A 20,569-nucleotide genomic window follows, 5' to 3' on the forward strand; every position below is an offset into this window, starting at 1 on the left:
ACGGCGACGCACCTCCCGCCCGACTCCCCGGCTCGAAGCGCCGCAGCGGAGCGAAGACGCTTCACGGGGTGGGGTTCCGTCAGGCCGCGAGGTACATCGCCCAGACCGACGACGGCGGCCCTCGCCCCGGCGCGACGTCCACGTCCACGGAACCCGACGGCGTCTCGAGCGCCACGAGCGCGGGGGCGCGCCGGGTCACGGGGACCCACAGCGGCTCCACCAGGAGCGGCCGGACCAGCCAGGACGCGAGCAGCCAGACACCGCGCTCTACGCCAACGAGCAGCCCTACGGACACGACGGTCGCCAGGGCGTGCCACACGAACATCCCCGGGCCGATCGCCGTGGGCCCGGCCCCGATGCACTCCCCGAGCGTGCCCGCGGCAGAGCCGGCCAGGTGCGCATGCGCCCCGGAGGACGCCCCGCCGTCGGGCAGCGTGGACGGCGCGCAGGCGCCGCCGAGGAACGAGAAGACCTGGTGCAGGCCGTACTGGCCGATGCCCGCGAGGGCGAGGCCGCCCGGCCAGCGGATCTGCCGCCGCACCGCCACCGATGTCACCGCGAGGAGGAGCGCGCCGAGCAGCGCTATCGCCTCGGCCGGCGGGACGTGGCCACCCGCCTCGAGGTGGGCGGTCAGGGCGAGCCCGAGCACCACCGCCGCCCACAGGAGCGCGCGGCCGAAGCCCACGGCTCCCGAGGACGGCGTCAGCACAGCACAGACCCTAACCGCCGTTACTTCGCCGGCTGCGCCTCGTTGTCGTCCTTGGCCGGCAAGATCCGTTCCACAGGATCGATCGAGTCCGCCGGCACGCAGTCCTCAGCGTTCCGCAGCGGCTGGTCGGCCGTCAGCTGGACGTCCTCCACGTCGAGTGGCGGCACGTAGTCCTCGCCGATGAGCAGGTCGATCTTGCGATCGACCCGGTCGTCCAGGACCAGCCGGATCTCCGGGAACTGCGCGGCGAGCGTGTACGCCTGCACGATCGCCTTCCGGCCGAACCGGATCTCCGACTCCTGGAGCAGCACCGGCACGTTGCCCTTGCCCACGATGTTGAACCCGCGGTCCGCCAGGACGGACTCGTGCGCGGTGGCCAGACCCGACTCGCCGGAGGCGTTGAGCACGCGGACCTGAGTGTCCGAGTATGCGGACGGGAGGGCGCCGTCGGGCTGCCCGGAGGCCTCCGGCACGCACGGCACCGGGTAGGTCTCCTGCTCCGTCACGCCCACCGTCGTGAACGGCCGGTTGAACGGCGAGCTGATGGCGCCCGAATAGACCGCGAGAGCGAAGATGCCGCAGACCGCCAGGAACGCGATGAGCACGCCGAAGACCACGGCCTGGCGCTCGTGCTCTCGGCGACGGCGCTCCACACGCGCCTGGTCGTACCCGGGGGATGTCACGCGATGAAACCTACCTGAGTCAGCGGAGGATGAGCACGCGAGCGTGCAGGACAGGACGTTGCTGGAGTGCGGCGCGCACCGCGCGGTGCAGGCCGTCCTCCAGGTACATGGTCCCCTCGTACTCGACGACATGCGCGAAAAGATCGCCGTAGAACGTGGAGTCCTCCGCCAGGAGGGTGTCGAGATCGAGCGTGCGCTTGGTGGTCACCAGCTCGTCGAGCCGCACTTGGCGCGGCGGCACGTCCACCCAGTCGCGGGTCTGCGAGCGCCCGTGCTCAGGGTACGGGCGGCCGTCTCCTACGGCCTTGAAGATCATCGGTCCATCCTCACTGGACTCGGCGGGGCACGGTCCGGGAGTGGCGGTGAGAAAACCTGCCTGCTGACGCCGGACGGCGTCCCGCACCCTACCGGAACGCGCGTGCCGACAACAGCCGGAAGGGTGCGGGCCTGGCGGTGGACGGCGGTCAGACGCTCGGCAGGTCACGCCGCCGGAAGCCCATGAAGGCCAGCAGGAACAGCAGGGCGGCGACACCGGAGAGGCCCCACATGTGAGACGCCTCGACACCCTCCAGCATCGGGTCGCCCACCCACCAGAACGGCGAGATCCCGCGCGCCCAGTCGGGCAGGTCGAACAAGTCCGCGAACAGGCCGACCACGAACATGTAGCCGAACAGCACCCATGCGATCCCGGTCGCCTTCGGCACCCACGCGTAGAGCGCGGCGGCGAGGCCGACCATCACCGCGAGAGCAGGCAGGTACGCGAGGGCCAGCTCGAGGTAGTCGAGGAAGCCGGGCTCCTCCACGCCGGAGGAGATCGCGCCGGCCCACAGGGTAAGCACCCCGCTCACCTGCACGACAACGGTGCCGAACGCCGCCCAGAACAGACCGGAGGCGAGCCACCGCGCGCGTCCCACTGGCTTGGCGAGCGCCAGCTCGGTGCGGCCGCTCTCCTCCTCGCCCTTGGCCCGGAGCGTCATCGCCACCGCGAACGCCGCGGAACCCAGCCCCACGTACAGGCCGAACACCCCGAGGAAGGTGCGGACCAGGTCCTCGCTCTGGCCCAGGATCGCCGCGTACACCGGGTTGTCCGCCACGGACTCGGCCATCTCGGGTACGGCCTCGACCACGCTTCCTGTGGCGAACCACATGAGTCCGAGCCCGAGCGCTGTCCACATCAGGCCCATGCGCTGCTGGGTAAAGACAAGGGCGAGCGGTCCGGTCAGGGTGGGCGCGGCGTCTGCCCGGCCGCCGCGCACCGCGACGAGCCCGGCACCGAAGTCGCGGCGCGAGCCCAGGACCGTGGCGAGCGCGATGAGCAGCAGGATCGCGACTGCGCAGAGGCCGAGCGGCCACCAGCGCATGTCCACGAACACCCGGGTCTGCTGCACCCACGCGATCGGGGACAGCCAGGACAGTGCGCTGCCGTGCTCCTCCTGGATGTCGCCGATGGTCCGGATCGCGTAGGCGGCACCGAGCACCGCGAGCGAGGCCCCGGTCGCGCCGCGCCCGTGCTCCATGGCCTGCGCGGCGACGAGTGCGATGGCGCCGAACACGAGCGCGCCGAGGGCTATCGAGAACGTCATGGTGAACGACTCGGCCGCGTCGAACTCGTAGGCGACCAGCACGAGGCCCGAGACCGTGGCGACGATCACGTTGGCGATCAGCACCTGCAGCAGCGCCGCGACCGACGGCGCTTGCCGCCCCACAGCGCCGGCGCGCATCAGCTCGGACCGGCTGCTCTCCTCCTCGGCGCGCGTGTGGCGCACAACCTGGAGGATGCTCATCACGGCTAGCGTGAGCAGTATCCACAGGATGAGCTCGTTGGCCGCAGCGGCTCCGGCCGTGTAGTTGTCGACGCCGTACCCCGGGCCGGCCATGGCGATCATCGCGGGCGTGGTCATGAGGGCTGCCCGCACCGCCATCGCCTCCGGGTCGTCCCCGAGGATCACGTACTCGCCGAGGCTGCCCGCGTACAGCAGGGCGATACCTAGCGGCCAGATGAGGAGCCGCAGCCGGTCCCGGCGCAGCATGAAGCGCAGCAGGCGCCCCGTGCCGGTGAGCGTGGACCCGAAGGCCGGCCCGCGCACGGCGACCGGTGGGGTCGCGACGGCGGCGGTCATCGCGCACCGGCCTTGCGGCTCGCCGCCGGCGATCCATCGGCGGCCGAGGCGGCCCCGGCGGCTGCGTCGGAGGAGTCCAGCACGTCGCCGTAGTGGCGCATGAACAGGTCCTCCAGGGACGGCGGGGTCGCGGTGAAGCTGTGCACGTCGAGCGCGGTGACGGCGGACAGGACGGCGCCGATCTCGGCGTTGTCGGCGTCGAACGTGACCCGCGTGGCGCCGTCGGCCGGCGTGGTGACCAGGTCGTGGACACCCGGCAGCCGCTCGACGGACGACGGGTCGGCGCCCACCACCGCGGTCACGCTGGTGCGGGTGAGGTGGCGCAGCTCGTCCAGCGTCCCGGACTCGACATCGGTGCCGTTGCGGATGATCGTGACGGTGTCGCACACCTTCTCGACCTCGGACAGGATGTGGCTGCTCAGCAGCACGGACCGGCCAACGGACCTGGCCTCGCGGATGTACTCGGTGAACACGGCCTCCATGAGGGGGTCCAGGCCGGAGGTCGGCTCGTCGAGCACGTACAGCTCCGCATCCGTCAGGAAGGCCGCGACCAGAGCGACCTTCTGCCGGTTGCCCTTGGAGTACGTGCGCGCCTTCTTGTGCGGGTCCAGCTCGAACCGCTCCAGCAGCTCGGCCTTGCGGGCCCTGAGCCGCGCCTTGTCCGTGCGCCCGCTGAGCCGGGCGAGGTAGTCGATGCACTCGCCGCCGGTCAGGTTGGGCCACAGGCTCACGTCGCCGGGCACGTACGTGATGCGCTTGTGCAGCTCGACGGCGTCTCGCCACACGTCGCCACCGAACAGCCGCGCGGAGCCCGAGTCGGCCCGCAGCAGGCCGAGCAGGACTCGGATGGCGGTGGACTTGCCGGCCCCGTTGGGACCAAGGAAGCCGCGGATCTCTCCGGGCTGGACGGCCAGGTCCAGGCCGGCGAGGGCCTGCACGCTGCCGAAGGACTTGTACAGGTCGTGAATCTCGATCGCTGGTGTCGCGGTCATGGCTCGCTCGCTCTCTGACGTCGGTACGGGGACGTGTCAGGGGTGGCGCTCGTGCGACCGGCGGGCGCCGGTCAGCCAGGGGTCGCGGGCGCTCCCCCACCCGGCGACGGCGGGTCCGGCACGTACATGAGGTACTCGTCGAGCATGCGCCGGGACGTGAGGAAACCCTCGGTGAACAGCTCCATCATCGGCAGGTAGCTGTTCGCGAAGTAGTCGCGGACTATGGCCCCGAGGTCGCCCGGGTCGGACGGCGGGCTGAGCGTCACCTCGAGCAGCAGCGCACCGAGCGAGGAGAGCGTGAGGTAGCGCGCCCGCGCGGCCTCGTCCCGGCTGGGCACGATCACGCCGGCAGCGACACCATCCCGGGTGTAGCCCACCGCGTCGGCGACCATGTGGTCGATGAACTCCCGGGCCAGCGGGCTGCCGTCCTGCATGGACCGCAGGACGTACCCGACGATGGGCGCGTTCTCCTCGACGGCCGCGAACTTGTGCAGGAAGCTCTGGCCCGCAGCGGCCTCGGCGACGTTCTCGCGCTTGAGCCGGCGGATAGTGGCCAGCATGTGTGCGTCGACCTCGGTGCGGAGCTTCTCCTTGGAGCCGAAGTGGTGCATCACGAGTCCGGCACTCACACCCGCGTCCTTGGCTATCGCGCGCACCGATGCGCCGAACCCCTCCACTGCGAACCGGCGGACCGCCGCGTCGCGGATCCGGGCGCGCGCGGTGCGGTCGACGTCGGCGGGCACACCGTTGCCCGACGGCGGGGTGGTCCCCCCGCGCCCCTCGACAGTCTCGACTGAACGCATGTTTAACATCTTATACACGCGTTCAGCCGGTGCGGCGACCCGCCTCGTGATTGGATTGCGATCCCCGGACATATCGGTACAAGACATTGCCGTCCAGCGTGGCGGCGCTCGTAGCCGAGCTCCCACCCCAGAAAGGGACACAACTACATGAGAACCATCTCCCGCTTCACCGCTGCCGTCGCCAGTGTCGGCGTCGCTGCCGCCCTTGCGGTCGCAGCTCCCGCACAGGCCAGCGATACCTCCGACATCGCGGCAGCCCCGACCTCCGCCTCGCAGATGGCCCCGACCGAGGCGGTGTACTACCGCTCCTGCGTTCCCGCGCTCCACGAGCCTGCCCAGGTCCGCAGCTGCGTCTACCTGCACAAGGACGGGCCACAGTTCCTCGGCGAGGCGCACGTCACGGACGTCGTCGGCGGCCGGAACTACAACGTCATGGTCCTGGACCTGAAGATCCAGGGATACCTGGGCGGCCAGTGGCGCCCCGTCTCCAACACCTGGAAGGCCGACAGGGACGGCTGGTTTGAGAAGCGCGACACCGTGCAGCACACGAACTGGGGCACCTGCTCCGGCGCGGGCGAGACGATCCCGCTGCGCACCGCCGTCACGGTCCGCTACCAGCACGTGAGCGGCGGCACGACGACGACGGTGACGCGGTACTCGCCGTCGGCCCTCTTCCGGTGCCCGTGACCCGCTGAGGGTCTCGGCCCGTAGCTCGTCCCGGTCGGTCGGCCACGCGGTCTTCGCGTGGCCGGCCGATCGTGGCCGTGGATCAGCCGAGCTGCGGACGCACCTCGCGCGCGATCACGTCGAGGTGGTCGAGGTCCGCCAGGTCGAGCACCTGCAGGTAGACCCGCTGGACACCGTCGGCCTCGAGAGCCTTGAGCCGGTCCACCACCTCGGCGACGGTCCCGGCGATGCCGTGCTCGCGCACCTCGGCCGGCTCACGACCGATCGCCGCGGCACGCCTGGCGAACTCGGCCTCGTCCTGCCCGACGGCGACGACGAGCGCCACCGACTGGACCATCGACTCGGGCGCGCGCCCGGCGTCGGCCAGCGCCTTGTTGATGACCTCGATCCGCGGGCCGATCGCGTCGATCTCCGGGAAGGACTGGTTGTACTCGTCGGCGTACTTGGCCGCGAGCGCGGGCGTGCGGCGGGGGCCGCCGCCGCCGATGAGTACCGGGATCTTCGGCTGGATGGGCTTCGGCAGGGCCGGCGAGTCCGTGAGCTGGTAGTGCTCGCCGGAGAACGAGAACTTCTCCCCGACGGTGGTGCCCCACAGGCCGGTGATGATCGCGAGCTGCTCCTCGAGGATGCCGAACCGCTTGTCGGGGAACGGGATGCCGTAGGCGCTGTGCTCGCGTGCGAACCAGCCGGTGCCGAGGCCGAGCTCCGCGCGGCCGCCGGACATCTGGTCCACCTGCGCCACCTGGATGGCGAGGACGCCTGGATGCCGGAACGTCGCGGACGACACCAGCGTGCCGAGCCGGACGGTGGAGGTGTCGCGGGCGAGGCCGGCGAGCGTCGTCCACGCGTCGGTGGGGCCGGGCAGGCCGTCACCGCTCATCGCGAGGTAGTGGTCGGAGCGGAAGAACGCGCTGAACCCGAGCCGCTCGGTCGCCTGGGCGACGGCAAGCTGGTCGTCGTACGTCGCGCCCTGCTGGGGCTCGGTGAAGATTCGCAGATCGAGAGTCACGGCCTCAACAATGCCACGCCACTCCGACGTCGGCTGTGGGCGTGATCGTTGCGACTTCGCGCCCCTTTTAGGCGCAATGATCACCCCCACAGCCAAGGGGCTAGTCGAACTCCGGGGACGTCGTGCGGGAGCGCTTGATCTCGTAGAAGTACGGGTACCGCGCCAGCGTCACGGAGGCGTCGAACAGGGCTGCCGCCTCCTCGCCGCGCGGGATGCGCGTGAGCACGGGGCCGAAGAAGGCGACGCCGTCGACGTGGATGGTGGGCGTGCCGACGTCGTCCCCGACGGGCTTCATGCCGGCCTCGTGGGAGGCCGCGAGCTCCACGTCGTAGCCTTCGGACGCCGCCGCCTCCGCGAGGGCGGCGGGCAGCCCGGCCTCGGCGAGCGCCGCTACCGTCACGGCGTCGAAGTCCTTGTCCCGCTGGTTGTGGATGCGCGTCCCGGCCGCGGTGTAGAACGCGGAGAACGCCTCGGGGCCGTGATCCGTCTGGACCGCCGCGGCGACGCGGCCGATGCCGCGCGACAGCTCGATGCGGGCCCGGTAGTCGGCCGGGATGTCCCGGTCCTTGTTCAGCAGGTACAGGCTCATCAGCTTGAAGGTCAGCTCGACGTCGCGGAGCTGGGCCACCTCGAGGGCCCAGCGGGACGTGATCCAGGCGAACGGGCACAGGGGGTCGACATATACGTCGACGACGGGCTTGGTAGCGGTCTCAGTCACGCGCAGGAGACTACGCTCACTGCGTGACCGGGATCCGTTGGGGAAGTCTCGCCACCGTCGTCGGCGGCGGGGTGATCTCTCTGGTGTGTCTCGTGGGCGTCGTGCTCGGTCATCCTTGGTCTGCGGTGCCCGGTGTGCTCGGTCTCTTGATGGCCGTGCGCGAGGTGCGTTACCTGCGCAGACTGCGGTCCGGGAAGATCTCCGCCATTCGGGAAAATTCGAGCCATGAACACCATTGATCGCTCAAAGAGTCTTCACGCTGCCCCTGGGGCACGAGGTAGCCTGCCTGGCATGACCGCCGTTCGTACCCACACGCACGCGCAGGCAGTCGACGTTGCGGTGGACCTGTTCACCCGGCAGGGGTACGAGGGAACCACCGTCGAGGAGATCGCCGACGCGGCCAAGGTCAGCCGCGCGACGTTCTTCCGCCGGTTCCGCTCGAAGGAGGACGTGGTCTTCGCCGACCACGAGCTGTTGCTCGAGGAGGTAGTGGTCATGCTGGCCGCCACCCGGCCCGACGCCCGCACCAGCGAGGAGTCCGGGCACGACCTCGGCCGCGCGTGGGACCCCGACGTCGACCCGTACCTCGAGGTGTGCCGCGCGGCACGGATGGTCTTCGACCACCACGTGGGCCAGCGCGAGACGTCGCTCGCCCGGTACGCACTGCTGCAGCAGGTGCCCGCCCTGCGCGACCGCGAGCTCATCACCACGCACCGCTACGAGCGCGCGTTCACGCACTACCTGCGGGACACGCTGCCGCCCGATCGGTCGACCTCCACGGCGTCGATAGCGTTCGCGGCCTCCGTGGTCGCGGTCCACAACTCGATCCTGCGGCGCTGGCTGCGCACCCCGTCGCTGGACCTGCGGCCTGAGCTCGAGGAGGCATTCGCCGACTTGCGGCGGGCCGCCGTCCTCGGCACCGCGGCCAGCAGCATGTCCGCCGACGGCGTCCCGCCCACCCGCCGGGTGGTCGTCGCCGTCGTCGAGGGCCTGGCCGGGCCCGACGAGGTGGCCCGCGCCGTCCGGGACGCGCTCGTCTGAGTCTGCAGTCAGACACTCCGGGGTGTTCCGGGCGGGAATGAGCCCATGGCATCCTGTGTTCCGCTAGACATCGTGCAGCAGATGCACACGTGCTCCGGGGTCGGTGAAATTCCGAGCCGGCGGTCATAGTCCGCGACCCGGGCCTCCCTGAAGGAAGGCCCGGTTGACCTGGTGAGATTCCAGGACCGACGGTCAAAGTCCGGATGGGAGGAAGCACGTGCGGCGCGCGCCGTCGCCCCCTCCGGGCCACGTCTCCGCGCCGTCGTCGGCGCCCTCGTGGCGCGCCGGCCCTCACCCCGGAGTCCCCGTGTGCGGACATTCGGAGAGGGAAGAGACATGGACTGGTTCCGCGCCGCCTACGACGCGACGTTCCTGGTCGGCGACCAGCAGATCTACTGGCGTGAGGTCATCGGCAACCTGTTCGGGCTGGCGTCCGCGCTGGGTGGGCTGCGCCGCAAGGTGTGGGCGTGGCCGGTGGGCATCGTCGGCAACATCCTGCTCTTCACCGTCTTCATGGGCTCCTGGTTCGGCGAGACGACGCGGGCCGACATGCTGGGCCAGGCCGGCCGCCAGATCATGTTCATCGCGGTCTCGATCTACGGCTGGTACCGCTGGCGGCAGACCGAGCGGCTGGGCGGCGTCGGAACCGTGGCGGTGCACCCCCGCTGGGCCTCGTGGCGGGCCCGCGTCGGCCTCCTGACCGGGATGTTCGCCGGCACGCTGCTCCTCACCCCGCTCTTCCGGACCCTCGGCTCGTACGAGCCGGTCTGGGCCGACGCCTGGATCTTCATGGGCTCCGTGCTCGCCACCTACGGCATGGCCAAGGGCTGGGTCGAGTTCTGGCTGATCTGGGTGGCCGTCGACCTCGTCGGCGTTCCCCTGCTGTTCTCCGCCGGCTACTGGGCGACCGCCCTGATGTACGTGTTCTACGGCCTGTTCACGCTGTTCGGGTTCTTCGCGTGGTGGCGCATCAGCCGCCAGGAGAGCGCCGACCCGGACAACGTAGTGGTGACGGCCTGATCGCGTACCGTCGGCCGACGCGCCTGGGCCCACGGGCGTGTCTGCCGCCACGCCGACGACACACTCGGGTGAGACGTAGTCTCGCTTGACCTGATACCCGGTTCCCCGCACCATGGACGCATGACTCAGACTCCCGGGGTGACGGCGCCCGACTACGACCTCACGCAGCCGCTCGACATCGACTTCGCCGGCGCCTTCGCCGACGTCACCGAGGAGGAGCGGGCGCACCAGCTCGCCGTCCGTCAGTTCGTGCAGGACGAGGTCCTGCCCGTCATCGACGGCTACTGGGAGCGGTACGAGGTCCCGATGGACCTGGTCAAGCGCATGGCCGAGCTGGACTTCCTGCGCGACGGCGTGGACGTGCCCGGCCTCCCGAGGATCTCCAAGATGGCATCGGGCCTGGCCGCGATGGAGATGTCGCGCGGCGACGGCTCGGTGACCACCATCGGCGGCGTGCAGGGCGGCCTCGCGCTGCGCTCGATAGTGATGCTCGGGTCGGACGAGCAGATCGAGAAGTACGCCGGCCCGATGGCCCGCGGCGAGGTCCTCGGCGCGTTCGCGCTGACCGAGCCCACGCACGGCTCGGACTCGGTTGGCCTGGAGACCTCCGCTGTCAAGGAGACGCGGGACGGCGTCGAGGGCTACGTCATCAACGGCGAGAAGAAGTGGATCGGCTTCGGCTCGATCGGCGACATCTCTGTGGTGTGGGCCCGCGGCGAGGACGGCCAGGTCCACGGCTACATCGTGCCGCAGGACACCCCCGGGTACGTCGCGAAGACCATCGAGGGCAAGATCTCGCTGCGCGCCATCCACCAGGCGCACATCGTGCTGACCGACGTGTTCGTCCCGGCCGACAGCCTCCTGCCGAAGGCCCGCTCCTTCAAGGACACGGGCCGCGTCCTGTTCGCGACCCGGCTCGGCGTCGCGTGGGGCGCAGTCGGGCAGGCCATCGCCTGCTACGAGGCAGCGGTGGCCTACTCCAAGCAGCGTTCGCAGTTCGGCAGGCCGCTGGCGGCGAGCCAGATGGTGCAGGAGCGCCTCACCAAGATGCTGTCGATCCTCACCCAGATGCAGCTACTCGTGAAGCAGATGACGCGCCTCGACGAGGCCGGCGGGCTCAGCGGACCGCAGGCCTCGCTCGCCAAGTACACCTGCACGCGGGGCGCGCGCGAGATCGCGGCGATCGCCCGCGACCTGCTCGGCGGCAACGGCATCCTGCTGGAGAACCGCGTGGCCCGGCACTTCACCGACATCGAGGCCCTGCACACCTACGAGGGCACGGAGAGCATGCAGGCTCTGATCATCGGCCGGGAGATCACGGGCACCAGCGCGTTCGCCTAGCCCCCCGCCGGGGTAGGGCGGGGTAGGGGAAACCCCACCCTCACCCCGTGGGGCCACAGCATGTCGCGCGCGCATCGGTCGGCCTAGTGTCATTTCCATGACCAGCGATGACGGCCCGGCACCGGTGCCTCAGCCCCGCACCCTCGAGGACCACGTCGCGCCCGCGCTCGTCTCTGGCGACGCGTTCTTCCGGGCGCCGTATCACCCCGCCACCTGGCGCGCCTACGCCGCGCTCGGCGTCGGCTGGATCTGGCACCTGACGGCCGGCCTGACCCTGTGGATACTCGTCCTGGTGTCGGCCGGCGTCGTGCCCGCGCTCGGCGTCGGCCTGCCGCTCCTCGCCGTCTGCCTCGTCGCCGCGCGCTGGTTCGGCGCGGCCGAACGGGCCCGCATCGCCATCCAGACCGGGGTAACGATCCCCGCCCCGTACCCGGTGCCCGTGGCCCGGAGTCTTTGGTCGAGGCTGTGGGCTCCGATCCGCGACAGCCGGGCCTGGGCGGCCACGCTCTACGCCTTCCTGGCGATGTTCGTCAGCATCGCGTTCTTCACGATCGCCACGGCCTTGGCCGCGGCGGCGATCGCCGCGGTAGCCTTCGTGGCGGTGGGCCGGAGCAGCGCCCTCGCCGAGTGGTCCGGCCTGTCGTGGCCGGCCACGGTGGTCGGCGCTCTCGCCGGCGCCGTCGTGCTCGTATGGGCGGCGTCCGCCCTCGCGCAGTACGGGTCCTATCTCATGGTGCGCCTCGCGACGATCCTGCTCGGCCCGTCCGCCGCCGACGTCGCCCACGCCCGGGCCGCCGCGGCCGAGCAGGAGACGCGCGTCGCCGAGGCCGCCGCGCACACCGCCCGGGAACGCGCGGTGGTCCTCACCGAGTCGCGCACGGCGGCAGTCTCGGCCGCCGACACCGAGCGCCGCCGCATCGAACGCGACCTGCACGACGGCGCCCAGCAGCGCCTCGTCGCCCTCGGCGTCGAGCTCGGCGTGGCCCGCCGCCTGGCCGACAAGGACCCCGAGCACGCGGTCGCCGCCCTGGAGCTCGCGCACCGCGAGATCAAGGAGACCCTCGCCGAGCTGCGCGACCTGGTGCGCGGCATCCACCCCGCCGTCCTCTCCGACCGCGGGCTCGACGCCGCGCTCTCCGCGCTCGCCGGCCGCAGCCCGGTCCCCGTCCGCGTGGAGGTGGTCGGGGACCTCGCGCCCGCCGGCTCGGCCGCGCAGGCCGCCGCGTACTTCGTGGTCGCCGAGGCCCTGACCAACGTCGCCAAGCACGCCGGCGCCGACTCGGTCTGGGTACGGGCGAGCCTGGTCCCCGACGACCATCCGCTGCGCCTGCGCGTCGCGGTGTGCGACGACGGCCGGGGCGGCGCCGAGCCGTCCCCCGGCAGCGGGCTCGAGGGCCTGCGCGGCCGCGTCGCGGCCCTGGACGGCACGTTCGAGCTCGACAGCCCGCCCGGCAAGGGCACCCGCCTGACCGTGGAGGTCCCGTGCGCATCGTGATCGCGGAGGACTCGGTCCTCCTCCTGGACGGCCTCACCCGGCTGCTCGCCGCCGAGGGCCACACCGTGACGGGCCACGGCACCGCGGACAGCCTGGTCCGGGCGCTCTCGACGTCCGACGCCGAGCTGCCCGACCTGCTCGTCACCGACGTCCGGATGCCGCCGTCGCACACCGACGAAGGGCTGCGCGCAGCGGTGCACCTGCGCAGCCTCCACCCGGACCTGCCCGTCCTCGTGCTCTCGCAGTACGTGGAGCAGAGCTACGCGACCGAGCTGTTCGCGCGCGGCGCGCGCGGCCTGGGCTACGTGCTCAAGGACCGCGTGGCCGACGTCGACGAGTTCCTCGACGCCGTAGCCCGGGTGTCCGGTGGCGGGACCGTCGTGGACCCCGAGGTGGTCACCCAGATCATCGCGCGGCACCCCGGCTCCGACCTCGACGTCCTGACCCGGCGCGAGCGCGAGGTGCTCGAGCTCATGGCCGAGGGGCGTTCCAACGCCGCCATCGCGGACCGCCTCGTCGTGGGGCTGGCCGCCGTGGAGAAGCATGTCACCAACATCCTGAACAAGCTCGGCCTCCCGCCGGCCCCCGACGACCACCGCCGTGTGCTCGCCGTGCTGCGCTGGCTCGACCAGAACGGATCCCGATGATGAACCAGCCCAGTCCCGAGAATCACCCCGTCCCCGCGGACGCCGTCGGGCCGCCCGGGCCGTACGCCCAGCAGGGGCCGTACGCGCAGGACGACGGCGCGTACCCGCCCGGGCCGCCGCGTCGCAGCGCGACCGGCCGGGTCCTGGGGGCGGCCGGCGCGGTCCTCGCCCTCGCGGTGGTCGCCTTCGGCGCGCTGTTCCTCGTCGACCTGGCGATGTCCGAGACCACCACGACCAGCCATTCCTACGACGCCGTGGACTCCGTCGAGCTGGTGGCCGACGGCGACGTGACGGTGACTGCCGCCGAGGGCGACATCGAGGTGGACGCCATCGCGCACAGCGGGATGCGGGAGCCCACCTACTCGGAGGACGTGTCCGGCAGCAGGCTCGAGATAACGCACCGGTGCGGGTGGTCCATCTTCCTGCCCCGCTGCTCAGGCGAGCTCGACGTGACCCTGCCCGCAGGCACGGAGGTGGTCATCCGCACGGAGAACGGCGACGTCGTCGCGACCGGCCTGGCCGGCGAGGTGTCCCTGAACACGAGCAACGGCCGGGTCGAGGCCGGCGACATCGGCGGCCGGCTCCTCGCGGACTCCAGCAACGGCGACATCGACGTCACGGACTCCGGGGCCGACGTCGTGGCCTCCACCTCGAACGGCGAGATCTCCATCCTCGGCGTCGACGGCACCGTCACCGCCGACACGAGCAACGGCCGGATCACCATCGACTCGGTGACCGGCGACGCCTCGGCGACGACCAGCAACGGGTCGGTCGAGGTCTCGGCGGTGGACGGTGACGTCTACGGCGAGACCAGCAACGGCGGGATCACCGTGATCGGCAACGGCGAGCCCGTGGCCCTGACGCTGGAGACCTCGAACGGCGACGAGATCATCGAGGGCCCGACCGACCCGGATGCCGAGCGCACCGTCGAGATCCGCAGCTCGAACGGTGACGTCGCCTATCTCAACCAGTAGACAGGCGCCCTTGCCGAAGTAGTCGTGTGGCGAGGTAGTAGTACTACCTCGCCACACGACTTCTCCAACGCCGGCCCGATCAGTGCAAGGATGTGGCCCGTGCCGAGCTCGTCAGACCTGTCGACAACGCCCGAGGCCGCGGGCAACGATGTCCTGCGGTCAGCCATCCGTGTGCTCTCGTCGTGGCCTGCCCTGTGGGTCGCGTTCGCGCTGGCCCACGGCTGGATCATCCTGCAGGCCTGGGTCTTCGAGGCCCAGATCCTCGGCGACGTGCACCTGTACGAGTGGTGGGTCCGCAACGGCGTGAACGCCGACTGGTGGCCGGTCTTCAACTACGACTGGGTGTACCCGCTCGGTGCCCTGGCACCCATGGCGATCCCAGCGCTGGTCACCGAGTCCACTCCGGCCTACGACTGGGTGTGGATGGCCATGGTGACGGTCGCCAACGCCTGCGCAGTCGTGGTGCTCGGCCGCGCCCGCCCGCGCGGCCGGGCCGCCGTCTGGTTCTGGCTCGCCTTCCTCGTGGCGCTCGGCCCCATCTGGATCGGCCGGCTCGACGGCCTGCTCGCACCGATCATCCTCGTCGCCCTCCTCGTCGCGGCCCGGCGCCCCGCGCTCGCGATGACGCTGGCCACCATCGGGGCCTGGATCAAGATCGCCCCGGGTGCGGTGGCCCTGGCCCTGGCCGCGACGGCGTCGAGCGCCAAGGAGTTCCTCCGGAACGTCGTGCTGCCGGGCGCTGCGGTGTCCGCCGTCGTCATCGGCGTCGCCTTCGCTGGCGGCGGGCAGGACAACGTGCTAGACGTGTTCGGCGAGCAGGGCGACCGCCAGCTCCAGGTCGAGGCCGTCGGCGCGACGCCGTTCACCGTGGCTCGCCTCTGGGACCCCTCGATCCAGGTCGAGTACGACAAGGTCATCTACACCTACGAGGTCCAGGGCGCAGGTGCCGACGCCGTCGCGCAGGCGCTCGACGTCGCGCTCCCGGTCGCCGCGGTCCTGATCGCGGCCCTCATGTGGTGGGCCGCCCGACGCCGGCCGGACCGCGTCGGGGACATCGTGCTGCTCGGCGCCGCCGCCGAGCTGCTGGCCCTCATCGTCTTCAACAAGGTGGGCTCGCCGCAGTTCATCGCGTGGATCGGACCGCCCATCGCGGCGGCGATCGCGCTCGGCAGCCGCGCCCAGGGCACGCGCCGCACGTGGTTCCTGCCCGCGCTCGGCACCCTGGTCGTCGCGCGCCTGACCATGGAGATCTACCCGCTCCAGTACGGCCAGTTCCTCGGCGGCTGGCCGCTGGCCACGAGCGTCGGCGCTCTGCGCAACCTGCTTCTCGTGGCGCTGCTGGTCGGAGCGGTGGTCCGGCTGGTCCAGCTCGCCGTTGCCCGCCAGGTAACGTCCAGGGCACGTTGAGGGCCCGTTCACGGTGTTCCCCATGCCGGGTGCATGGAGGCTCCGCTACGGTCAGGTTCGTGAATTTCGTGTGTAGCGGTAACCGTCTCGACGTCACCCGTTCCCCGACTCGCCGCACGGAAGACTTCGTCCGGACATCGACGACCGGCAGGTTCGTAGCGTGCGAGTAGCAATCGTTGCGGAGAGTTTTCTCCCGCAGGTCAACGGGGTCACGAATTCCGTCCTGCGGGTCCTCGAGCACCTGCAGGCGAGGGGGGACCAGGCGATGGTCCTCGCGCCCGACGCCGATGCCTCGATCGGCCACGTCCCGCCCTTCGTCAGCGGTGCCCCGGTGGTCGAGCTCGGCTCGATCGGGTTCCCCGGGTACCCGGACGTGCGGCTCGTCGTCGGCAAGAAGTGGCGCACCGAGCGCACGCTTGCCACGTTCGCGCCCGACGTCGTCCACCTCGCGTCACCGTTCATCCTCGGCTGGCGCGGCATCCTCGCAGCCGAGCGCCTGCGCCTGCCGAGCGTCGCCGTCTACCAGACCGAGGTGCCCGGCTACGCGGCGCGCTACGGCCTGGGCGGCTTCGAACCGCTGCTCTGGAAGCGCGTCAAGGACATCCACGAGCGCGCGACGATGACGCTCGCGCCGTCGACGGCGACCATGCGGCAGCTCGAGAACCACGGCATCCCCAACCTCCGCCTGTGGGGGCGGGGCGTCGACACGCAGGCGTTCCACCCGCGGTTCCGGGACGAGGCATGGCGCCGCAAGGTCGGCGCCGGCCGCGAGATCCTCGTGGGCTACGTGGGCCGGCTCGCGGCCGAGAAGCAGGTCGAGGCGCTGCGCGTGGTGCAGAACCTGCCGGGCGTGCGCCTCGTGATCGTCGGCGACGGGCCCGAGCGGGAGGACCTGCAGCAGATCCTGCCCGCCGCCCACTTCACCGGGCTGCTGCGCGGGGCCGAGCTGTCGCGGGCGATGGCGAGCCTCGACGTGTTCGTGCACCCGGGTGAGCTCGAGACCTTCGGCCAGACGCTCCAGGAGGCGCACGCCAGCGGCGTCCCGGTGGTCGCACCCGCCGCGGGTGGCCCGCTGGACATCGTGCGTCACTCCCACGACGGCTGGCTGTACCCTCCAGGTGACCACGAGGCGCTTCGCACCCGCGTCGTCGACCTGGTGGGCGACGAGCGCAAGCGGCGGGCCTTCGGAACCTCGGCACGCGAACGCGCCGAGGGCCGCACGTGGCACGACATCTGCTCCGAGCTCATGGGGCACTACGACGACGCGATCCGGGTGCACGCGAGAGCCGGCTCAGCGGAGGTATAACTTGCGAATCGTCCACGTCGCGAACTTCTACAGCCCCCGCTCAGGGGGTATCCGGACCGCGATGCACGCCATGGCCGGGCAGTATCTGTCCCGGGGGCACGAACCAGTGCTCGTCGTGCCCGGCAAGCGGGACGGGGTATCGCACGTGGACGGTGTCCGGGTCGTCACCCTGGCGGCGCCGCGCGTGCCGTTCTCCGGCGGCTACCGCGCCGTCGTGCGGCCCGGCAAGATGCGCGGCCTGCTCGAGACGCTCGCGCCCGACCGCCTCGAGGTGAGCGACCGCACCACTCTCGCCGGCCTGGGCGACTGGGCCCGCGAGTCCGGCATCCCGTCGCTGATGATGCTGCACGAGCGGGTCGACGGCGTGCTGCGGTCCTGGATCCCCGGTGCCGCCGAGGGCGGTCCTGCGGCGGCTTTCGGCGCCGCGGCGACGCCCGCCCTCGCCGACCGGTACAACCTCGCCACGCTCACCCGGTTCGACCGCCTCGTGGCCACCACCCAGTTCGCCGCGGGCGAGGTGGAGCGGCTGGCCGAACGCGTACGCAGCGCCGCGCTCCCGCCGCTGTACCGGGTGCCGCTGGGAGTGGACCTGGAGCGGTTCCGGCCCGACCGGTACTCGGACGACGCGCGCGCCCAGTACGCGTCGCCGGGCACCGCGCTGATCGTGCTCGCCAGCCGCCAGTCCACCGAGAAGCGGCCCGACCTCGCGATCGACGCCGCGGCCCAGCTCATGCGGGACGGGCGCCGGGTGCGGCTCGTCGTCGCCGGCGCGGGGCCGCTCCTGGCAAAGATGCGACGCCGGGCGGAGGCGGCCGGGCTGCCGCACCGGTTCCTCTCGTTCATCCCGGACCGCGACCGACTCGCAACCCTCCTGACCTGCGCCGACGTCGTCATCGCGCCGGGGCCGATCGAGACGTTCGGGCTCGCCGCGCTGGAGGCTCTGGCCTCCGGGACGCCTGTCGTGTGCAGCTCGTCGAGCGCGCTCCCCGAGGTGGTCGGCACCGCCGGTGCAGCGGCCGCGCCGGACGCGGCGGCGCTCGCCCTCGCACTGCACGAGGTCCTGGACCGCGACGTGGGCGAGCGGCGCAAGGCCGCCCGCGCCCGCGCCGAGCTCTTCCCGTGGAGCGCCACGGGGGACGCGATGCTCGAGCTGCACTCCCGCAAAGCCTTCGACCTGACACCGGACCCGGTGGTCCCCGAGCTGGCGCGTCTCGAGAGAGCGCAGACCGAGCCGGTAGTCCCGGGCCCGGTAGTCCCGATCCGGTAGTCCCCGATCTAGGGCCGCGAGCTGGGCGTCGTGAGCCCGCTGGCGATCACGCTGACGGAACCGCACCCCCGTCCTGCGGCCGCATGGCGTCGATGATCCGGGTCCAGTTGTCGCCCCCGTGACCGTGCTCGCGGGCCCAGGTGTAGTACGCCTGGACCGCCGCCGGCAGCCCGAGGTCGATGCCGCCCGCGGCGCTGGCGGCGACTACGTGGTCCGCGGTCGCGCCCATCATGGCGATCGTGCTCAGGTGGCCCGGATGCTCGCCGGCCTCGATCTCCGCGCCGGGATTCCCGCCCGCGTCCAGGATCTCCGAGATGCCAGCCAGGGTCAGCATCAGCTCGGGCATCGCCTCCGTGGCCTTGACCCCGCCGGACTCCAGCAGTGCGGTCGCGTGCAGGAGCGACGCGAGCGAGGTGAGGAACACGTCGAGGTTGGCCTGGTACATGAGCTGCGCCAGCCCCAGGTCCTCCCCGAGGTAACGCGGCGCGCCGATCGTGGCCAGCGTCTCGCGGCTGGCCTCCATCACCCCGGCCGGGCCGCTGTAGTAGACGTACGCGGCCTCGGTGCCCACCATCGGGGCCGGCGTCATCACCCCGCCGGTCAGGAAGCGGGCGCCGTGCTCCGCCGCCCACGCGGCGCCCTCGCGCGTGCGGTCCGGTGAGTCCGAGCTGAGGTTCACGACGGTGCGGCCCGCGAGCGCCTCGGTCACGGGTCCGAGGATGTCGTACATCGCCTGGTAGTCGGTGAGGCTGAGGATCACGAGCTCGCTCGCCGCGACGGCGTCCGCCGGCGAGTCGGCGAGCTTCGCGCCGGCCGCGACGACGTCGGCGGCGCGGCTGGGCGTCCGGTTCCAGACGGTGACCGGGTGGCCCTCTCGCAGCAGGGTCTGGACCATGGCCTGGCCCATCGGGCCCAGGCCGATGACGGTGACGGGAGCTGTCATCGTGCGACCTCCGTCAGGTCGGCCCGGTCCGCCCGCAGGCTCTCGTAGAGTCTCGCGAAGCCCTCGGCCCCGTGGCCCTCTGCGATCTGCCGGCTGATCAGTACCTGTACCGCGGCGATGGGCGCGGGATCGACGCCCTGCTCCTCGCTCGCGCGCACGATGTGGCTGAGGTCGGAGAAGTCGAGGCTCTGCTGGCCCGGGACGGTGTAGTCGCCGCGGTCGATCACCGCGGCGTCGTGGGCGAAGCCGGCCGTCATCGCGCTGAGGAACGGTGTGGCGCGGGCCGCGAACTCGGTGGCGCTGACGCCGACCGAGCCGGCCATCGCGGCCCCATGGAGGAAGCCGGCGAACATGGTGTACATCCCCGAGAGCATCGCCAGGTCGAACAGCGAGGCCAGGCCGCTGTCCTCGCCGTCGTACGTGCTCGTGGCCCAGCGGTCGAGCACCGGCCGGGTGGCGGCGAACACCTCGTCGGATCCGCTGTACAGGATCGACGCCGCCGGGGTGCCGATCATCGGTGGGGTCGCCATGATGGCGCCGTCGAGGTAGTCGACGCCGTGCGCGGCCGCCCAGGTGGCGAGCTCGCGTGCCTCGTTCGGCGTGGTGGTCGTGAGGTTCACCAGCGCGCTCCCCCGCATCCTGCCGATCACCGGATCGAGGGTCTCGTGCACGGAGGCATGGTCGAGGAGGCAGGCGATCACCAGCTGGTGGGCCGTGACGGCCTCTCCGATCGACGACGCCGGCTTGGCGCCCCGCGCAGCCAGGCCGGCCGCGCGCTCGGGGGTGCGGTTCCACACGGTTGTCTCGTGGTCGGCGTCGAGCAGCGCGGCTGCCAGGGCGCTGCCCATTGCGCCCAGTCCGAGCACCGTGACGCCGGTGCCGTGGGGGTTGGTCATGGAGGTTCTCCTCGTGTCGATGCGAACCTCGTTATCGTCAGCTTGCGGCGTACGATCAGGGAAGTACCCACTAGTTAGTGGGGTACTCACCAATTCGTAAGTATGAGGAGTGCGCGATGACGCAGACGCCCCGCAGCGGCCCCTATATCTGCGGCATCGATGCCGCCCTCGACGTCGTCAGCGGCAAGTGGAAGGGCCTGATCCTCTGGGAGCTCGACGAGCACGGTGTGCGCCGGTTCGCGGAGCTGTGGCGCGGGCTGCCGGGCGTCAGCGAGAAGATGCTGACCCAGCACCTCCGCGAGATGGAGGCCGACGGGCTCGTGCACCGGCGGGTGCACGCCGAGGTGCCGCCGCGCGTCGAGTACTCCCTCACGGCGCACGGCCGGACTCTCAACGCCGCCCTCGCGCCGCTCGGGGCCTGGGGTGTGGCGCGGATCCGGCGCGAGCGGTCGGAGCTGGTCGAGCACAGCGATGCGGCGGCGCTCCCGCGGCCGTGAGGCGGTGCGGCTCG

The 20,569-nt window shown here is 71.6% G+C and carries 22 protein-coding genes and 1 riboswitch; of the genes, 12 read left to right on the plus strand and 10 right to left on the minus strand.

Annotation, left to right across the window (positions count from 1 at the left end):
- Positions 1–79: 79 nt before the first annotated feature.
- From IE250_RS23020 to IE250_RS23045, 6 genes are all read right to left on the minus strand, one after another.
- Entirely contained in the window at positions 80–709 is a 630-nt protein-coding gene (locus tag IE250_RS23020; protein WP_189671661.1) for a hypothetical protein, read from the minus strand.
- A 20-nt stretch (positions 710–729) separates the two neighbouring features.
- A complete protein-coding gene (locus IE250_RS23025) occupies positions 730–1,392 on the minus strand; it encodes a LytR C-terminal domain-containing protein (protein ID WP_189671662.1) in 663 nt (220 codons plus the stop codon).
- Between the two features lie 19 nt (positions 1,393–1,411).
- Positions 1,412–1,708, minus strand: coding sequence for a type II toxin-antitoxin system VapB family antitoxin (locus IE250_RS23030; protein WP_189671663.1), 297 nt, complete (start codon positions 1,706–1,708; stop codon positions 1,412–1,414).
- A gap of 148 nt (positions 1,709–1,856) precedes the next feature.
- The gene (locus tag IE250_RS23035) at positions 1,857–3,512 is read right to left on the minus strand and encodes an ABC transporter permease (RefSeq protein WP_189671664.1); all 1,656 of its coding nucleotides are present in this window, start codon (positions 3,510–3,512) and stop codon (positions 1,857–1,859) included.
- Positions 3,509–4,504, minus strand: a complete 996-nt coding sequence (locus IE250_RS23040) for an ABC transporter ATP-binding protein (protein ID WP_189671665.1) — start codon at positions 4,502–4,504, stop codon at positions 3,509–3,511. Before IE250_RS23040 ends, IE250_RS23035 begins: the two co-directional genes overlap by 4 nt.
- Positions 4,505–4,575: 71 nt before the next feature.
- Complete coding sequence (locus tag IE250_RS23045; protein WP_189671666.1) at positions 4,576–5,307, minus strand: TetR/AcrR family transcriptional regulator; 732 nt, start codon at positions 5,305–5,307, stop codon at positions 4,576–4,578.
- Positions 5,308–5,454: 147 nt separating this feature from the next.
- Between IE250_RS23045 and IE250_RS23050 the strand changes: the two genes are divergently transcribed.
- Positions 5,455–5,994 carry a hypothetical protein gene (locus tag IE250_RS23050; protein WP_189671667.1) on the plus strand — a complete coding sequence of 180 codons (540 nt, stop codon included), beginning with the start codon at positions 5,455–5,457 and terminating at the stop codon, positions 5,992–5,994.
- An 82-nt stretch (positions 5,995–6,076) separates the two neighbouring features.
- Here the strand turns inward: IE250_RS23050 and IE250_RS23055 are convergent, their stop codons facing one another.
- Positions 6,077–7,003, minus strand: coding sequence for an LLM class F420-dependent oxidoreductase (locus IE250_RS23055; RefSeq protein ID WP_189671668.1), 927 nt, complete (start codon positions 7,001–7,003; stop codon positions 6,077–6,079).
- A gap of 100 nt (positions 7,004–7,103) precedes the next feature.
- Positions 7,104–7,721 carry a mycothiol-dependent nitroreductase Rv2466c family protein gene (locus IE250_RS23060; RefSeq protein WP_189671669.1) on the minus strand — a complete coding sequence of 206 codons (618 nt, stop codon included), beginning with the start codon at positions 7,719–7,721 and terminating at the stop codon, positions 7,104–7,106.
- A gap of 23 nt (positions 7,722–7,744) precedes the next feature.
- Here IE250_RS23060 and IE250_RS23065 point away from each other — a divergent pair, with 23 nt between their 5' ends.
- The 10 genes from IE250_RS23065 (at position 7,745) to IE250_RS23110 (ending at position 18,219) form a co-directional block, all read left to right on the plus strand.
- Positions 7,745–7,960: a hypothetical protein gene (locus IE250_RS23065; protein ID WP_189671670.1), complete on the plus strand. Its 216-nt coding sequence runs from the start codon at positions 7,745–7,747 to the stop codon at positions 7,958–7,960.
- A gap of 52 nt (positions 7,961–8,012) precedes the next feature.
- Complete coding sequence (locus tag IE250_RS23070) at positions 8,013–8,762, plus strand: TetR/AcrR family transcriptional regulator (RefSeq protein WP_189671671.1); 750 nt, start codon at positions 8,013–8,015, stop codon at positions 8,760–8,762.
- An 85-nt stretch (positions 8,763–8,847) separates the two neighbouring features.
- Positions 8,848–8,983: riboswitch (FMN riboswitch) on the plus strand.
- 115 nt (positions 8,984–9,098) lie between these two features.
- Positions 9,099–9,782 carry a nicotinamide riboside transporter PnuC gene (gene pnuC / locus IE250_RS23075; protein WP_189671672.1) on the plus strand — a complete coding sequence of 228 codons (684 nt, stop codon included), beginning with the start codon at positions 9,099–9,101 and terminating at the stop codon, positions 9,780–9,782.
- A 120-nt stretch (positions 9,783–9,902) separates the two neighbouring features.
- Complete coding sequence (locus tag IE250_RS23080; protein ID WP_189671673.1) at positions 9,903–11,123, plus strand: acyl-CoA dehydrogenase family protein; 1,221 nt, start codon at positions 9,903–9,905, stop codon at positions 11,121–11,123.
- A gap of 97 nt (positions 11,124–11,220) precedes the next feature.
- Positions 11,221–12,618, plus strand: coding sequence for a sensor histidine kinase (locus IE250_RS23085; RefSeq protein WP_189671674.1), 1,398 nt, complete (start codon positions 11,221–11,223; stop codon positions 12,616–12,618).
- Positions 12,606–13,265 carry a response regulator transcription factor gene (locus IE250_RS23090; protein WP_189671675.1) on the plus strand — a complete coding sequence of 220 codons (660 nt, stop codon included), beginning with the start codon at positions 12,606–12,608 and terminating at the stop codon, positions 13,263–13,265. The genes IE250_RS23085 and IE250_RS23090 overlap by 13 nt, the downstream gene beginning before the upstream one ends.
- Positions 13,265–14,239: a DUF4097 family beta strand repeat-containing protein gene (locus tag IE250_RS23095; RefSeq protein ID WP_189671676.1), complete on the plus strand. Its 975-nt coding sequence runs from the start codon at positions 13,265–13,267 to the stop codon at positions 14,237–14,239. The genes IE250_RS23090 and IE250_RS23095 overlap by 1 nt, the downstream gene beginning before the upstream one ends.
- A gap of 90 nt (positions 14,240–14,329) precedes the next feature.
- Positions 14,330–15,646 (plus strand): glycosyltransferase 87 family protein, encoded by a 1,317-nt coding sequence (locus tag IE250_RS23100; RefSeq protein WP_189671677.1) that lies wholly within the window; start codon positions 14,330–14,332, stop codon positions 15,644–15,646.
- Between the two features lie 160 nt (positions 15,647–15,806).
- Positions 15,807–16,952: a glycosyltransferase family 4 protein gene (locus tag IE250_RS23105; RefSeq protein WP_189671678.1), complete on the plus strand. Its 1,146-nt coding sequence runs from the start codon at positions 15,807–15,809 to the stop codon at positions 16,950–16,952.
- A 1-nt stretch (position 16,953) separates the two neighbouring features.
- The gene (locus tag IE250_RS23110; protein ID WP_229872708.1) at positions 16,954–18,219 is read left to right on the plus strand and encodes a glycosyltransferase; all 1,266 of its coding nucleotides are present in this window, start codon (positions 16,954–16,956) and stop codon (positions 18,217–18,219) included.
- A gap of 46 nt (positions 18,220–18,265) precedes the next feature.
- On the opposite strand, the gene IE250_RS23115 is transcribed toward IE250_RS23110, so the two are convergent.
- Positions 18,266–19,162 (minus strand): NAD(P)-dependent oxidoreductase, encoded by an 897-nt coding sequence (locus IE250_RS23115; RefSeq protein WP_189671679.1) that lies wholly within the window; start codon positions 19,160–19,162, stop codon positions 18,266–18,268.
- Positions 19,159–20,058 carry an NAD(P)-dependent oxidoreductase gene (locus IE250_RS23120; RefSeq protein ID WP_189671680.1) on the minus strand — a complete coding sequence of 300 codons (900 nt, stop codon included), beginning with the start codon at positions 20,056–20,058 and terminating at the stop codon, positions 19,159–19,161. The genes IE250_RS23115 and IE250_RS23120 overlap by 4 nt, the downstream gene beginning before the upstream one ends.
- Positions 20,059–20,174: 116 nt before the next feature.
- On the opposite strand from IE250_RS23120, the gene IE250_RS23125 reads away from it, so the two are divergent.
- Entirely contained in the window at positions 20,175–20,555 is a 381-nt protein-coding gene (locus tag IE250_RS23125; RefSeq protein ID WP_189671681.1) for a winged helix-turn-helix transcriptional regulator, read from the plus strand.
- The last annotated feature ends 14 nt before the right edge of the window (positions 20,556–20,569 follow it).

The organism is Promicromonospora soli (assembly GCF_014653785.1).
In the GTDB taxonomy this organism is placed as follows: Bacteria; Actinomycetota; Actinomycetes; order Actinomycetales; family Cellulomonadaceae; genus Promicromonospora; species Promicromonospora soli.